Here is a 13,491-nt window from a genome sequence, read left to right as displayed (position 1 = left end):
AAGCTGATCGTTCCGCGGATCGCGCCGCGTCTCGATCCTCGGCGAGCTCCACCGGCAGCATCCCGGTGATCCGGGACCGCGCCCAGGGCCCGCAGGAGGCGAGTCCGGCGACCGCCAAGCCGGCCGAGAACGAGGCCGAGACTTCCCAGGCAGGGCTCCAGCCCGGGGCCAAGCGCAGCTTCGCCGGCACCGCCCGCAGGATCAGCGGGCTGCCCCGCCTGTGGGCGCGCTCGCTGCTGATCCGTGCGGTGTTCTTCACCGGCCTGCTCACCATGATCAGCACCATGGCCGTGGCGGCGTTCCTGGTGCAGCAGGTCACGTCCGGGCTCTTCCAAGAGCGCTTCGACCAGGCGGAGCTGGAGGCCGCTGGAGGGCTTGACTCGATCCGCAGCAGCTTCGCGGCGCTGAGCACCAGCAGCCGGACCGAGGCGCAGCAGGACATCCAGTCGATCCTCGACGACGTGGGTGAATCCTCCACGCAGATCCAGCGAGACGTCATCCTGACTCCGCTCGAGGGCGGCGAGAACCTCTACGTGGACGGCATCACCTCCGGGGGCATATCTGAGGGCGTGATCTCCGAGGAGCTCACCGCCGCCGTCGCCGAAGACACCGGACAGTACTGGCAGGCCGTGGAACTGCGGGTCGAGGGGGACTCCGACGCGCCCGGGATCGCATTCGGCACGCAGGTCGACGTCCAGGGCAACCCCTATGCGCTCTACTTCGTCTACGACTTCTCCCCGGTGCAGGAGAACGTCGCCTTCGTCTTCCGCACCATGCTGGTGGCCGGCGTCGCGATCCTGCTGATCAACATGGCCATCGCCGCCTGGGTGGCCCGCTCGGTGGTCCGTCCGGTCTCCCAGGCCGCCGAGGTCTCGGAGCGGATCGCGGACGGCCAGCTCGACCAACGCCTCGCGGTGCGCGGAGAGGACGAGATCGCCCGCCTCGGACTGTCCTTCAACCGGATGGCCTCAAACCTTCAGGAGCAGATCACCCAGCTGGCGAACCTCTCCAAGATGCAGCAGCGCTTCGTCTCCGACGTCTCCCACGAGCTGCGCACCCCGCTGACCACGGTCCGGATGGCCGCCGAGGTGCTCCATGAGTCCCGGGACGACTTCGACCCGATCAACCGACGCTCCACCGAGCTGCTCCACCATCAGGTGGAACGGTTCCAGGCGCTTCTCTCGGACCTTCTGGAGATGTCCCGGTTCGACGCCGGCGCCGCGGAGCTGGCCACCGCCGAGGTTGACCTGCTGGCGCTCACCCGGGAGGTCTTGATCAGTTCCAAGCCGCTGGCGGAGAACTCGAACACGCCACTGGGCCTGGTGGTCCAGGGGGAGAACTTCCGCGCCGAGGTCGATGCTCGTCGGATCAGCCGAATCCTGCGCAACCTGATCAACAACGCGATCGAACATGCCGAGGCCCGCCCGGTGGATGTCATCGTCTCCTCCAGCCCCACCGCCATCGGCATCGCGGTCCGGGACCACGGGATCGGCATGAGCCCCTCCGAGGTGGCCCACGTCTTCGACCGGTTCTGGCGCGCCGATCCGGCCCGAGCCCGCACCACCGGCGGCTCCGGGCTGGGCCTCTCCATCGCCACCGAGGACACCCGGCTGCACCAGGGGGCGCTGGACGCCTGGGGACAGAAGGGTCAGGGCTCCTGCTTCCGTCTGGTGCTGCCGCGACGCCAGTCGGTGCCCTACCGCGCCTCGCCGATGGCGCTGCCGCCGGTGTACCGGGCGACCGACCGGTACCGCATCGAAAGCATCCAAGACCTCTCCGAGGCCGAGCCGGAGCATGACCGGATCAACGAACAGGCGCTCGACCGGCCTAGGAAGGGGGAGTCATGATCCGCCGTCGACTTCTCGCCCTGATCACAGGGCTGCTCGCACTGATGCTCACGCTCAGCGCCTGCTCGCCGCTGCTGCCCACGGACGGGCCGGTGGGCACCTCCGCCCCGGAGTCGGGCGAGGAGCGCACCTACACCCCGCAGGCCCAGCCGCCGCAGACCGGAGCCAGCGCCGAACAGATCGTCTCCGGATTCATCCGCGCCGGCGCCGGCGCCCAGGACGACTACGCCGTCGCCCGGGAGTTCATGTCGCCGGAGGCGGCCAGGGACTGGCGACCGGATGCCCGGACCGTGGTCTACTCCGCCGAGCATCAGGTGCTGGCCTCCGGGGAGAACACCTGGAGCGCCCAGTTCCAGGTGGACTCCGTAGTGGACGGGGCTGGGATTCTGACCCGGCTGCCCGAGAACTCCACCGAGGTCTTGGACTTCACCGTGGAGGAGATCGAGGGTGAGTGGCGGATCACCGACGCACCGGACGGCACCATGCTCAACGACGGTTCCTTTCAGCAGGCCTACCAGGCCCATACGCTCTACTACTTCGACCCGCAGCTGCGCTACGCGGTGCCGGACCAGCGCTGGTTCCTCAACCGCCCGGGCATCTCCTCGGAGATCGTCGGCGCGCTGCTCGCCGGTCCGGCGCCCTACCTGGAGCCTGCCGTGGTCTCGGCCTTCGGCGAGGACGTCATGCTCGAACGCGCCTCGGTGCCGGTGGACAACAGCACCGCCGCGGTGGACCTCGCCCCGGAGGGCGTGGAGGACGCCGACCCGGCGGAACGGGCCCTGATGCAGGAACAGCTGGAGCTCGCACTGACCTCGCTGACCCGGATCAACGAGGTCGAGATCACCGTGGCGCAGCGGGAGCTCGAGATCCCCGTCGCGTCGGACCTGCCCGAGGAGGACCGGCTGCGCATCGAGGTCGCACCCGAGGTGGACTCCACCCAGGTGGGCATCGAGAATGACACCCTGCGCTGGCAGAACGACCAGGTCACGCTCTCCATCGGAAGCCTGCCCGATATCGCGGACCTCGACCCCCAGGCGCCCGCGCTCCCGGGGTCCTTCTCGGAGGACGTCTTCGCGTTTCTCAACGGCGAGGGAGACCAGCTCTACCACCTGCGCCCGGAACGCGCCGAAGACCTGGTGCTGGAGGCCCCGGACCTCACCCGCCCCTCCATGGACAACTACGGCTGGACCTGGACCGCCTCCGCACAGGGCGATGAGGCCACGGTCCATTCCCTGGCCTACGACGAGTCCCTGGAGCCCGCCACCGCGGAGGTCAGCGCCGACTGGCTCGAAGGCCGCACGATCACCTCGCTGCGCATCGCCCAAGATGGCGCTCGGGCCGCGTTGATCCTCGACGACGACGGCGAACGGGACCTCTACGTGGCCGGTGTCATCCGCGATTCCAGCGGGATACCGCGCGGACTGGGTCAGCCCATGCGACTGGAGACCTCGGTGAAGCTTGAAGAGGTGCGCTGGCAGGGACCCGACGCGCTCTACGTCTGGGCCAACTCCGAGGAGGAGCCCATGACCCCGGAACGGGTCACCCTGACCGGCTCGAATCGGGTGGACAGCCCGCTGCTGGGACTCTTGAACATCTCCGTGGGGGAGGGTCAGCAGAGGGTCTTCGCCGAGACCGTGGACGTGCCGTTCCAGAACCTCTCCGTCGACGCCTGGGTGGCCTCGGAGGATATCGAGATTCGCGACCTGGCGTTCCCGGGCTGAGTCGCAGAGACGGATAGCTGCCGCGCCGCAGCCGCAAGTGGTCCGCCCCCGCTTCGGAGGACTCGGCGGGGGCACGGCCGTTCTCCCCAGCCGCACCGGTGCTGCGCTTCTGGGGCCGCGGTGCCGCGAAGATCGGTGCATGAGTTCGATGCCCCAGCGCCCGGCCCGGCTCGCCGGCTCCGTGGACCGGATCTGGTTCGGTCCCACCGGGGTGGCGGTGCGCACGGCGCTGCGCGGAGCGGCGGGGCTGGTCTCCCCGGTGTGGTGCATCGGCTGCGCCGAGCAGGATGTGGTGCTGTGCGCACCCTGCGCGGAGGAACTGCACCTGGCGACCCGTATGCCGTTCCCGGCGGAGGAGCAGGCCCTGGCCCTGCCGCTCCTGTTCGAGAGGCAGGGTTTCACGGTGCTGCCGGTCAGCGCCGCCGGGCGCTACGAGGGACTGCTGGCTCGAGCGGTCCTGGGATTCAAGGACCACGGGGCCATCGGACTGAGCGCAGCGCTGGGACCCGGGCTGGCCCGCGCGCTGCGCCTGGCCGCGGCGCGCGCCCTCGCGGAGCCCGGCGCGGGGCCTGCTGCGAAGCCCGGTGGGTTGCCCGACTGGCTGTTGGTGAGTCCGCCGCCGTCGTTGCGGTCCCGGCTGACCCGCGGCTTTGATCCGGTGCAGCTGCTGCTCGACCGTGCTCTTGCGATCTCCGAGCCGGAGCTGCTCCGGATCGGGGTGAGGCCGATGCGGGTTCCGGGGCTGCTGCGCGCCTCCCGTGCCGCGGCGCTGAGCTCCCTGAACCCTCGGCACGGCCGGCAGAAGACCCGTGGAGCACGAGCTCGGCGTCGCCGCTCGGTAGGAAGCATCGAGCTGACACCGCGGGGTCGGAGCCTGATTCCCGGTGCCCAGGTGCTGCTGGTCGATGACGTGCTCACCAGCGGGTCGACCCTGGCGGAGCTGCACCGGGTGCTCACCGCATCCGGAGCCCAGGTCCACGGCGCCGCAGTCTTCGCGGCAGCCCCTGGACCTGGGGTTGGATCGGAGTTCCAGGGTGGGAGAGCTTCGCCCGAGGCGTAAATGGTGACGTGGGTCGCTCGGGGGATTAGTGTGAGGTATGGGTAACTTCTTATAGTCCCATCGCAGCGGCGAAGGGAGATCGTTCCCCTCCCCGCTGTGTCTGATATCGGATACGAGGAGGACAGAATGACTCTGCAGGTCAACTTCACTGGCCGAAATATCGCGATCCCCTCCGCTTTCAAGGAGCACGTCGAAGGGAAGCTCGAGAAGATCGAGCAGCTCACCGACAAGGGGCATCGCCTGGAGATCAAGGTCTCCAGCGAGAACTCCCACCGCCGAGCCGACACCAGCATGACCGTCGAGCTGACCGTCATCGGCCGTGGCAAGGTCATTCGTTCCGAAGCGCAGGCCGGGGACAAGTTCGCCGCCTTTGAGATCGCCCTGAACAAGCTCACCGAGCGGCTGAGGCGCACCCTGGACAAGAAGAAGTCCCGCGCCCACGCCTCGCACAACGGAGCCGCCGATGTGGCCGCCGCGATGGCCAGCATCCCGCCGGTCGCGACCGACCGGCCGCTCTATGAGCAGGTCCTCGACGCCGAGGCGGCCGACGACGTGCCGCCCACCGAGGATGAGGCGGAGTCCAGCATCAAGATCCGGCGCAAGGTCTTCCCGGCCAAGCCGGTGACCGTCGACGCCGCCGTGGATGCGATGGAGCTGGTCGGCCACGACTTCTACCTCTTCGTGGATGCCGCGACGGGTCAGCCCTCTGCGGTCTACCGCCGCCGCGGCTGGACCTACGGCGTGATCTCGCTGGATCAGAACAGCGACGATCAACATGAGCCGGTGGTCGAGGAACTGGCCTACCAGGCCTCCTGACCCCCACTCCACCCAAACCCCTATGTTGAGGGGCGGATTCTCCGGGTACTTCATGCCCGATCGGGCCGAGATGCTCGGAGAATCCGCCCCTCAACGCTGTGGGGGAGCGGCTGCGCGCATGTGTTCCGGGGCTCCGGGAGGGAGCGCGTAGAATGATTGATGGTGATTCATGCCTATCGTGAGTCTCCGCCGAACCAGTAGACACCGATGGAGAACTGGCTGTGCCCACTCTGCTTGAACGAATCCTCAAGACCGGGGACAAGAAGATCCTCAGGACTCTGCGCTCCTACGCGGATGCGGTGAACCTCCTGGAGGACGAGTTCAAGGAACTCAGCGACGCCGAGCTGCGCGCCGAGACCGAGCGCTTCCGGGAGCGCCTGCGCGACGGCGAGTCGCTGAACTCCCTGCTGCCCGAGGCCTTCGCCACGGTCCGTGAAGCTGCCGACCGCACGCTGGGTCAGCGCCACTACGACGTGCAGCTGATGGGCGGAGCGGCCCTGCACCTCGGCGACATCGCCGAGATGGGCACCGGTGAGGGCAAGACCCTGGTGGCCACCGCCCCGGCGTATCTCAACGCGCTCAGCGGCAAGGGCGTCCACGTGGTCACGGTCAACGACTACCTCGCCAAGTACCAGGCAGACCTGATGGGCCGCGTCTACCGCTTCCTCGGGCTGAGCGTCGGCACCATCACCAACGACCTCAAGCCGGCCGCGCGCCGCGAGGCCTACGCCGCCGACATCACCTACGGGACGAACAACGAGTTCGGCTTCGACTTCCTGCGCGACAACATGGCGCAGTCCCTGGACGACCTGGTCCAGCGTGATCACCACTACGCGATCATCGATGAGATCGACTCGATCCTCATCGACGAGGCCCGCACCCCGCTGATCATCTCCGGCGCCGCCTCCGCCGACATCTCCCGCTGGTACAGCGACTTCGCCACGCTGGTCAAGAAGCTGCACATCGACGAGGACTATGAGGTCGACGAGAAGAAGCGCACCGTCGGCGTGCTGGAGTCCGGGATCGACAAGGTCGAGGACTACCTCGGGATCGAGAACCTCTACGAGACCCAGAACACCACGCTGATCCAGTACCTCAACAACGCCATCCGGGCCAAGGAGCTCTACCGGCAGGACACCGACTATGTGGTGTCCCAGGGCGAGGTGCACATCGTCGATGAGCACACCGGACGCATCCTGAAGGGCCGGCGCTACAACGAAGGGCTGCACCAGGCCATCGAGGCCAAGGAACAGGTCCGGATCAAGCCCGAGAACCAGACCCGGGCCACCGTGACCCTGCAGAACTACTTCCGCAGCTACGAGAAGATCTCCGGCATGACCGGCACCGCCGAGACCGAGGCCGGCGAATTCATGTCGACCTATAAGCTCGGCGTCGTCCCGATCCCGTCGAACCGCGAGCGCCAGCGCATCGACCACAACGACCTCGTCTACAAGAACGAGGTGGTGAAGTTCGAGGCGGTGATCAAAGACATCGTTGAACGCCACGAGAAGGGCCAGCCCATCCTGGTCGGCAGCGAGTCGGTGGAGAAGTCCGAGTACCTCTCCAAGAAGCTGGCCCAGGCCGGCATCCGCCACGAGGTCCTCAACGCGAAGAACCACGAGCACGAAGCTGCCATCATCGCCCAGGCAGGCCGCAAGAGAGCGGTGACCGTGGCGACGAACATGGCAGGCCGCGGCACCGACATCATGCTCGGCGGCAACGCCGAGTTCAACGCCGTCCGCGAGATGGAACACCTCGGCCTGGACCCGGTCGAGGACGCCGAGGCCTATGAGGCGAAGTGGGACGAGGTCTTCGATAAGGCCAAGGCCGAGACCAAGGTCGACGGCGACAAGGTCCGTGAACTGGGCGGGCTCTACGTGCTGGGCACCGAACGGCACCAGTCCCGACGCATCGACAACCAGCTGCGCGGACGCTCCGGACGCCAGGGCGACCCCGGCGAGTCCCGGTTCTACATCTCGCTGACCGATGATCTGATGCGGCTGTTCAACCAGGCCGCCGCCGCGCGGATCATGAACTCCAAGGCCATGGACGATGAGATCCCGGTGGAGCACAAGTTCGTGTCCTCCGCGATCGCCAACGCCCAGCAGCAGCGCGAGGGCCAGAACACCGAGACCCGCAAGAACGTGCTCAAGTACGACGACGTGATGAACCGGCAGCGCCAGGCGATCTACTCCGACCGCCGCCGGATCCTCGAGGGCGACGACGTCCACGAGAAGGTCCAGCACTTCATCGAAGACGCAGTGGGCCTGATGATCGAGGAGAAGACCACCGCGTCCTCCTCGGAGGACTGGGACCTGGAGGCTCTCTGGGAAGAGCTGAAGTCGCTGTATCCGGTGTCGCTGAGCATCGAGGACCTGGTCGAAGAGGCCGGCGGCATCGATCAGCTCAACGTCAAGATGCTCAAGCGTGAGCTCATCTCCGACGCAAAGGTCGCCTACGAGAACAAGGCGGAGGAGGTCGGGGAGGCCGCGATCCGGCAGCTCGAGCGCCGGGTCCTGCTCACCGTGATCGATGAGAAGTGGCAGGAGCACCTCTACGAGATGGACTACCTGAAGTCCGGGATCGGGCTGCGCTCGATGGCTCAGCGCGACCCGCTGGTGGAGTACCAGCGCGAAGGGTTCCTGCTCTTCCAGACCATGGCCGACAGCGTCCGCGAGGACTCGGTGCGGCTGCTCTTCAGCGCAGAGATCACAGCGAAGGCTCCTGAGACCGCCATGCCGAATCTTCCAGGTGTCAAGGACGGTCGGATGTTCGCCGCCGGCAAGCGGCTGCGCGTTCCTGGTCTGCAGGACACCACCGCGACCCAGGGCTGACCCAGGGGGGGGTCAGCCAAGCTCCATCGCGACCACGCGCCAGCGCCGTCGGTGAGCTTCGATCCGCAGCGCGCAGGCCCGAACCCGCTTGCCGTCTCCGAACACCACCGAGACCTCCCACACTCCACGAGCGAGGCGCTCGGCTCGCAGGTGCCCGAAGGTCAACGGCTGTGGCCGGGGAATCGTCTCGGTTCCGGCGCCTCGGTTCCCGGGGCCGGCCGCCGTTCGAGCTGAGGGTCGGCGGGTCTCCGCCATGAGCCTGGCGCGTTCGGTCACCTTCTGCTGCACCTCGGGATCGAGCCAGCGCTGCAGCTGGCTGGCCGGGCGCAGGCCCTGCAGGACCTCTGTGGTGACCTGGCACACGATCCGAGAGATCGCACAGATCTGCCGACGCTCCTCGCGGTAGCTGGCCAGCGTGGTGGGCGGCTCGCCCGGAGCCCCGCGCTCCGCAGTCGTTCTGCGCTCCCCGCGAAGCCGTCGCATCAGGGCTGGAACCTCGTCTTCGCGCTGGAGTCGATACCCTCCCCGCTCGGCCGAGCCCCGCGCCTGCTCCGAGGAGCCAGGCGCCGGGATGACCGTGGTGCGTCCGCGCAGCTGTGGATCCGCGTCCAGGAAGGCGCGCAGTGAATCCAGCGGATCCTCCCGCGCGTCGTCCCGAGCGCGGTGCTGAGCTCCGTCACGGCCCTCATTGCGGCCGCGCGGCTGTGATGGCGGCTGCTGACCTGCTGGGTTCACTGACATGATCTCTCCCGAAGGGTCGCTGGTGAGGGGCGATGGTGCCTGGGTCGCTGATGCTCGGTGCTGATTCTGGGGTCGCTGGCTCTGGGGTCGCTGATTCTTGGGGTCGCTGATTCTTCGAGTCGCTGAATCGCGGGGTGATGATTCGCCGCCGACGGCCGGCTAGATCGCAGGAACGGTGAGGATCATCCCGGGCAGAATGAGGCCAGGATCGGCGCCGATGCGGTCTCGGTTCTCGGCGTACCATTCGGGCCAGCTCGCCGCGATCTCCCAGTCCGTGGCGTCGGGGCCCAGGTGCTCTGCCGCGATGTCCCACAGCGAATCACCGAGCCGGACCACGATCTGTTCAGGACCTGAACCCGGCCGGGTGGGCAGGCCGCCAAGCCGGTCCGGGTGCGGCGCCGGGGTCCCAGGGCCGGGGTGCCCTGGGTCGGGGTGGTCGGGGTGGTCGGCGCTTCCCGGAGCGCCCGGGTCGACCTCGGGTTCGGTGGTGTCGAACAAGACGGAGTCCGGCACTTCCTCGGGAGACCCATCCACATCGTCATCGATCTCGCCGTTCGGATCCAGGTTCTGCGCGGGGATCTCGGCGGGAGTGGTGACGCTCTGCACCGTCTCGGTGGTCTGGGGCTGCTGCCAGGGGCCCGCGGCCATCGTGGTCAGCGCGAGCCCGGCTCCCAGGGTCAGCGCTGCACTGCGCCGCATGAACCCCGGGCTGCACCGCGTGAGGAGTCCTTCGACCCGCCACGCGCCGCACCGGTGGGCGATGTGTTGGGCGAGGATCGCCAGTACCGCGATCAGCGCGCCGCCGCTGATCAAGAGCCCAGAGGCCGCGGCGAGCAGGCCCAGCAGGGTCTCCGCGGCGTCGATGCCGTGCTGGTTCGGCGCCTGGTCCACGCGTGTCCCCAGGTCAGGCTGCTGGTCAAGGATCGCCGCTCCGAAGGACCAGAGGACGGGGCCGCTGGCGATGAAGACCAGGCTCAGCATCAGGTCCCCGAGCCGGTGGCGGGCACCGGTGTCTTCTGAGACCGGCGAGGGTGATGCTTCGCTGCGACTGCCCATGATGTCGACCTGGTTCGCTAGAATGTCATTTGAGTTCTTTTGATGTTTTTAGAGTGTACACAGCATCGACAGATCCAGGATAGAGTTGAGGAGGATCGTGTAGCCTCGGGCCGAGAAGCAGGTCGTGGAGATGAGGGCGCTATGCGTTGGGATGCACTGTTCGCGGACCTTGAGGCTCAGCTGGAGGCCGCCCAGACCGCAGAGTTCGACGCGGCGCTGGCAGACGCGTCCAGGCTGGAGTCTTCCAGGCTCGAGTTCGCCGAGCGCCTGCGGGCACATCAGGACCGGCCGGTGGTCCTGCAGGTCGTGGGCGGTCAGCGCCTGGAGGTCCGCATCGTGGCCGTTGGCGCCGACTGGCTGGCTGGCACGGCATCCGCGCACAGCGTTCTCGTCCCGGTGGGCGGGATCCTTGCCGTGGAAGGCATGGACCGCGCGGCGGCACGCAGAGAACCCAGTGCCACGCGACGGCGACTGGGCATCACGGCTCCGCTGCGGCGGCTGGCGAGGGACCGGGCGCCGGTGAGCGCCTGGGGAGCCGAGGGTCTTCTGGCTTCAGGCCTCATTGCCGTGGTCGGGCGGGACTTCGTCGAGATCAGCCCGGCACCGCAGGATGAGCGGCCGCGACGGGGCGGGGGAGAGCGGTCGTCCCGGGTCATCCCGCTGCACGCAGTGGCCTGGTTCCGAAGCGAACGGGTCGACCTCGATTAACCCCAGACCCGGGTCCGTCTCAGGATCGCACCGACCCTGCCTCGTCCTGGGCCGGCGAGGCGGGCTGGGCGGACGGGGCCGCCGTGGCGCGGGAGGCCCGCTGCGCCGCGTACTGGCGCTCGATGTACTCATCGAGCTTCGCCTCCTCGACCCGCCACTGTCCGCGACCCCCGATCTGGATCCCCTCAAGGTCCCCGGTCTTGATCAGCGCCCGGGTCTGCGACATAGAGATGTTCAGCGCCTCCGCGACGTCGGGCAGGGTCAAGAACCGTCGCATCGTGAGCCTCCATGATTCAGCGTGACGTTTGATGTCGTTTCACATGATTCTCCCACGTTCCCGGGACGGATTCCGAGTTCTCCCACACGGCAGAGCCAGAAACTCCTCTCCACTGCTTCTGCTCCACCCGTTGTCTTCTGAGCAGGCTGTACCTACGCTGAGGCCTGTGCGCCCGCGCTGGCGGGCCCTCAGCCGGGGAGAGATGATGCCTGAGTCGTATTCGCCGCCGAGCGCAGACTCCGGGCCGCGTCCAAGGACCCCCGACGCCCCCAGATCCGGACCCGCCGCGCAGCGACTGCGCCGACCGAGCTGGCGAGATCCCCGGCTGTTGGCCGGAGCGCTCATCGTGGCGCTCTCGGTCTCCGGGGTGATCGCTCTGCTCACCGCGCAGAACCAGACCACCCAGGTCTACGCGGCGGACCGCCTGCTCACCGTGGGGGACCGGCTCAGCACCGAGGACCTGCGCGTGGTCCAGGTGCAGATCGACGAGCTCTCCGGGGCCTACCTCCCGGTCAACGAGCCGCTGCCCGAAGACACGGCATTCATCGCCCTGGTGGAGGAGGGCGAGCTGACCCCGCGCCGCGCGCTGGCCGAGGAGGACCCGCAGGGGCGACAGGCGCTGACCATCGAGGTGGAGCACACCCTGGCCCGAGGTGTGGAACCGGGACGCCTGGTCGATGTCTGGTCCGCCGACGCCGGGTCGCTGGGAGCCCAGGAAGAGGTCCAGGTTCAACAGATCGCCGCCGCTGCCCAGGTCTCGGTGATCACCGAATCCAGCAGCAGCTTCGGGGCCCAGGATCGCGTCACCGTGGAGCTGCTGGTGGACCCGGAGGAGCTGCCCGCGTTGCTGGGCGCCACCAGCTCGGCCTCCGCCCTGTCCGTGGTCCCGGCGGGAGCCGCGGCGGACTCCGTCCCGGAAGCCGTCCCGGATGCCGAGCCGGAAGCCGCACCGGAGGACGGGGCCTAGATGGGCCGGTGGGCGGTGGTGACCATGGGTCGGCTGGGCGTGGACCACATCGCCGCCGTCGAGGGTCTCCAGGGGCCCGTCACGATCGAACGCCGCTGCGCCGACCTTCCCGAGCTGATCGCGGTGTGCCGCGCCGGACGGGCCGACGCCGCGCTGATCATCGGGGAGACCCAGCAGCTCACGGCCACGGTGCTCGGCGAGCTCCAGTCCGGTGGCAGGCAGGTCGTCGTGCTCTCACACATCATGGAGGAGCGCAGCCGGCTGCAGCGGCTCGGAGCGCGCACCTTCAGCGACGAGGTCAGTCCCTCGGCGCTGGCGCGGGCGCTGCAGGGCCGCGAGCCGGTCCACGAGACCGAAGCAGACCTGCCCGAGCCCACCTGGGGCTCTACCCACGGGTGCCCCGCCGCGGCAGCCGAGCCGACCCACGGCGCGGATCACCGGAGCAACGGCACCTCGGAGCCAGCCGGTGCTCCCGCGCCGGACACCGTCACCGCCGAGGACGCCTCAGGCACCCCGGCGGCCCTAGAGTCATCGGATAACTCAACCACCCCGGACGTCCCGTCGGAGCCCGGAGGCGCGGCGCGCCGCACTCTGCCCCGAGCGGCGCCCGGAATCACCGTGGTCTGGGGCGCGCCGGGCAGTCCCGGTCGCAGCACGGTGGCGGTCAACCTCGCCGCCGAGCTGGTGCTGCACGGCGCCTCGGTGCTGCTGATCGACGCCGACACCTTCGCCGCCTCGTTGGTGGCGCAGCTGGGACTCATGGAGGAGACCGCCGGGCTGGCGAGGGTCTGCCGCGCCGCTGACCTGGGCCGACTGGATGCGGCCGCGCTCGAGGCGGCAACCCTCTCCGTACAGATCAGCGGTGCCCGGCTGGGACTGCTCTCCGGGCTGCCGCGGGCGCAGCGCTGGCCGGAGCTGCGGGAACGCAGCCTCGTCGCGGTGCTGGAACTGGTCCGCAGCCGCTATGACCACGTGATCATCGACGTCGCCGCCCCGGTCGAGGAGGACGAGGAGCTCAGCTTCGACACCGTCGCCCCGCAGCGCAACGCCGCCACCCTGACCTGTCTTCGAGCGGCCGATCGGCTCCTCGTCGTCGGGGCCGCGGATCCGGTGAGCTTTCCACGGCTGGTCAAGGCGGTGGAGGCCCTGGAGCTCGCCCTCGAAGACACGCCGCTGGCAGCGCCGGAGGTGATCATCAACAAGGTGCGCAGCGAGGTGATCGGGCGCTCGCCGCGGGATCAGCTCAGCCAGACCTGGCTCCGGCTCGGCCCCTCCGCCCAGATCCAGGCATTCCTGCCCTGGGATCCGGCCGGCTGCGACGCCGGGCTGCTGGCCGGGCAGGTCCTGGCCGAGGCCGCCCCGAACTCCGCGCTGCGGCGCAGCATCGCCCGGCTGGCCGGCGTCGATCTCTCGGTGCGCCGCCGCGGCCTGCGCGCACGGGGCAGACGGTAGGCTGAGCGGCAC

At 68.8% G+C, this 13,491-nt stretch carries 10 protein-coding genes and 1 pseudogene; 8 read left to right on the top strand and 3 right to left on the bottom strand.

Annotation, left to right across the window (positions count from 1 at the left end):
- Nucleotides 1-65: 65 nt before the first annotated feature.
- From mtrB to secA, 5 genes and pseudogenes are all read left to right on the top strand, one after another.
- On the top strand, nucleotides 66-1,847 hold the full coding sequence (mtrB, locus tag I2487_RS01505) for an MtrAB system histidine kinase MtrB (protein ID WP_345941294.1): 1,782 nt from the start codon (nucleotides 66-68) through the stop codon (nucleotides 1,845-1,847).
- Nucleotides 1,844-3,568: an LpqB family beta-propeller domain-containing protein gene (locus I2487_RS01500; protein WP_207170686.1), complete on the top strand. Its 1,725-nt coding sequence runs from the start codon at nucleotides 1,844-1,846 to the stop codon at nucleotides 3,566-3,568. The genes mtrB and I2487_RS01500 overlap by 4 nt, the downstream gene beginning before the upstream one ends.
- A gap of 139 nt (nucleotides 3,569-3,707) precedes the next feature.
- On the top strand, nucleotides 3,708-4,628 hold the full coding sequence (locus tag I2487_RS01495; RefSeq protein ID WP_207170687.1) for a ComF family protein: 921 nt from the start codon (nucleotides 3,708-3,710) through the stop codon (nucleotides 4,626-4,628).
- 126 nt (nucleotides 4,629-4,754) lie between these two features.
- A complete protein-coding gene (hpf, locus tag I2487_RS01490; protein ID WP_207170688.1) occupies nucleotides 4,755-5,444 on the top strand; it encodes a ribosome hibernation-promoting factor, HPF/YfiA family in 690 nt (229 codons plus the stop codon).
- A gap of 221 nt (nucleotides 5,445-5,665) precedes the next feature.
- Nucleotides 5,666-8,251, top strand: a pseudogene (gene secA / locus I2487_RS01485) (preprotein translocase subunit SecA); the annotation flags it as partial.
- Nucleotides 8,252-8,290: 39 nt separating this feature from the next.
- Here the strand turns inward: secA and I2487_RS01480 are convergent.
- Complete coding sequence (locus tag I2487_RS01480) at nucleotides 8,291-9,019, bottom strand: Rv3235 family protein (RefSeq protein WP_207170690.1); 729 nt, start codon at nucleotides 9,017-9,019, stop codon at nucleotides 8,291-8,293.
- A gap of 159 nt (nucleotides 9,020-9,178) precedes the next feature.
- Nucleotides 9,179-10,075 carry a LysM peptidoglycan-binding domain-containing protein gene (locus tag I2487_RS01475; RefSeq protein WP_207170691.1) on the bottom strand — a complete coding sequence of 299 codons (897 nt, stop codon included), beginning with the start codon at nucleotides 10,073-10,075 and terminating at the stop codon, nucleotides 9,179-9,181.
- 141 nt (nucleotides 10,076-10,216) lie between these two features.
- Here I2487_RS01475 and I2487_RS01470 point away from each other — a divergent pair, with 141 nt between their 5' ends.
- The gene (locus I2487_RS01470) at nucleotides 10,217-10,783 is read left to right on the top strand and encodes a hypothetical protein (protein WP_207170692.1); all 567 of its coding nucleotides are present in this window, start codon (nucleotides 10,217-10,219) and stop codon (nucleotides 10,781-10,783) included.
- A 19-nt stretch (nucleotides 10,784-10,802) separates the two neighbouring features.
- On the opposite strand, the gene I2487_RS01465 is transcribed toward I2487_RS01470, so the two are convergent.
- Entirely contained in the window at nucleotides 10,803-11,060 is a 258-nt protein-coding gene (locus I2487_RS01465) for a helix-turn-helix domain-containing protein (RefSeq protein ID WP_207170693.1), read from the bottom strand.
- A 202-nt stretch (nucleotides 11,061-11,262) separates the two neighbouring features.
- Between I2487_RS01465 and I2487_RS01460 the strand changes: the two genes are divergently transcribed.
- Together I2487_RS01460 and I2487_RS01455 are read left to right on the top strand one after the other, a co-directional pair.
- Nucleotides 11,263-12,027, top strand: a complete 765-nt coding sequence (locus I2487_RS01460) for a hypothetical protein (protein WP_207170694.1) — start codon at nucleotides 11,263-11,265, stop codon at nucleotides 12,025-12,027.
- Nucleotides 12,028-13,479, top strand: a complete 1,452-nt coding sequence (locus I2487_RS01455) for a CpaE/TadZ family protein (RefSeq protein ID WP_207170695.1) — start codon at nucleotides 12,028-12,030, stop codon at nucleotides 13,477-13,479.
- Nucleotides 13,480-13,491 lie beyond the last annotated feature (12 nt).

Source organism: Nesterenkonia sp. E16_10 (genome assembly GCF_017347085.1).
GTDB lineage: Bacteria > Actinomycetota > Actinomycetes > Actinomycetales > Micrococcaceae > Nesterenkonia.
The sequence above is the reverse complement of the archived record's forward strand: the minus strand, read 5'-3'. Positions and strand labels throughout refer to the sequence as shown.

Bases quoted from the DNA above. Each gene is read 5' to 3' on its own strand.
- I2487_RS01500 (WP_207170686.1), top strand. From the start codon at position 1,844: ATGATCCGCCGTCGACTTCTCGCCCTGATCACAGGGCTGCTCGCACTG.
- I2487_RS01495 (WP_207170687.1), top strand. From the start codon at position 3,708: ATGAGTTCGATGCCCCAGCGCCCGGCCCGGCTCGCCGGCTCCGTGGAC.
- hpf (WP_207170688.1), top strand. From the start codon at position 4,755: ATGACTCTGCAGGTCAACTTCACTGGCCGAAATATCGCGATCCCCTCC.
- I2487_RS01480 (WP_207170690.1), bottom strand. From the start codon at position 9,019: ATGTCAGTGAACCCAGCAGGTCAGCAGCCGCCATCACAGCCGCGCGGC.
- I2487_RS01475 (WP_207170691.1), bottom strand. From the start codon at position 10,075: ATGGGCAGTCGCAGCGAAGCATCACCCTCGCCGGTCTCAGAAGACACC.
- I2487_RS01470 (WP_207170692.1), top strand. From the start codon at position 10,217: ATGCGTTGGGATGCACTGTTCGCGGACCTTGAGGCTCAGCTGGAGGCC.
- I2487_RS01465 (WP_207170693.1), bottom strand. From the start codon at position 11,060: ATGCGACGGTTCTTGACCCTGCCCGACGTCGCGGAGGCGCTGAACATC.
- I2487_RS01460 (WP_207170694.1), top strand. From the start codon at position 11,263: ATGATGCCTGAGTCGTATTCGCCGCCGAGCGCAGACTCCGGGCCGCGT.
- I2487_RS01455 (WP_207170695.1), top strand. From the start codon at position 12,028: ATGGGCCGGTGGGCGGTGGTGACCATGGGTCGGCTGGGCGTGGACCAC.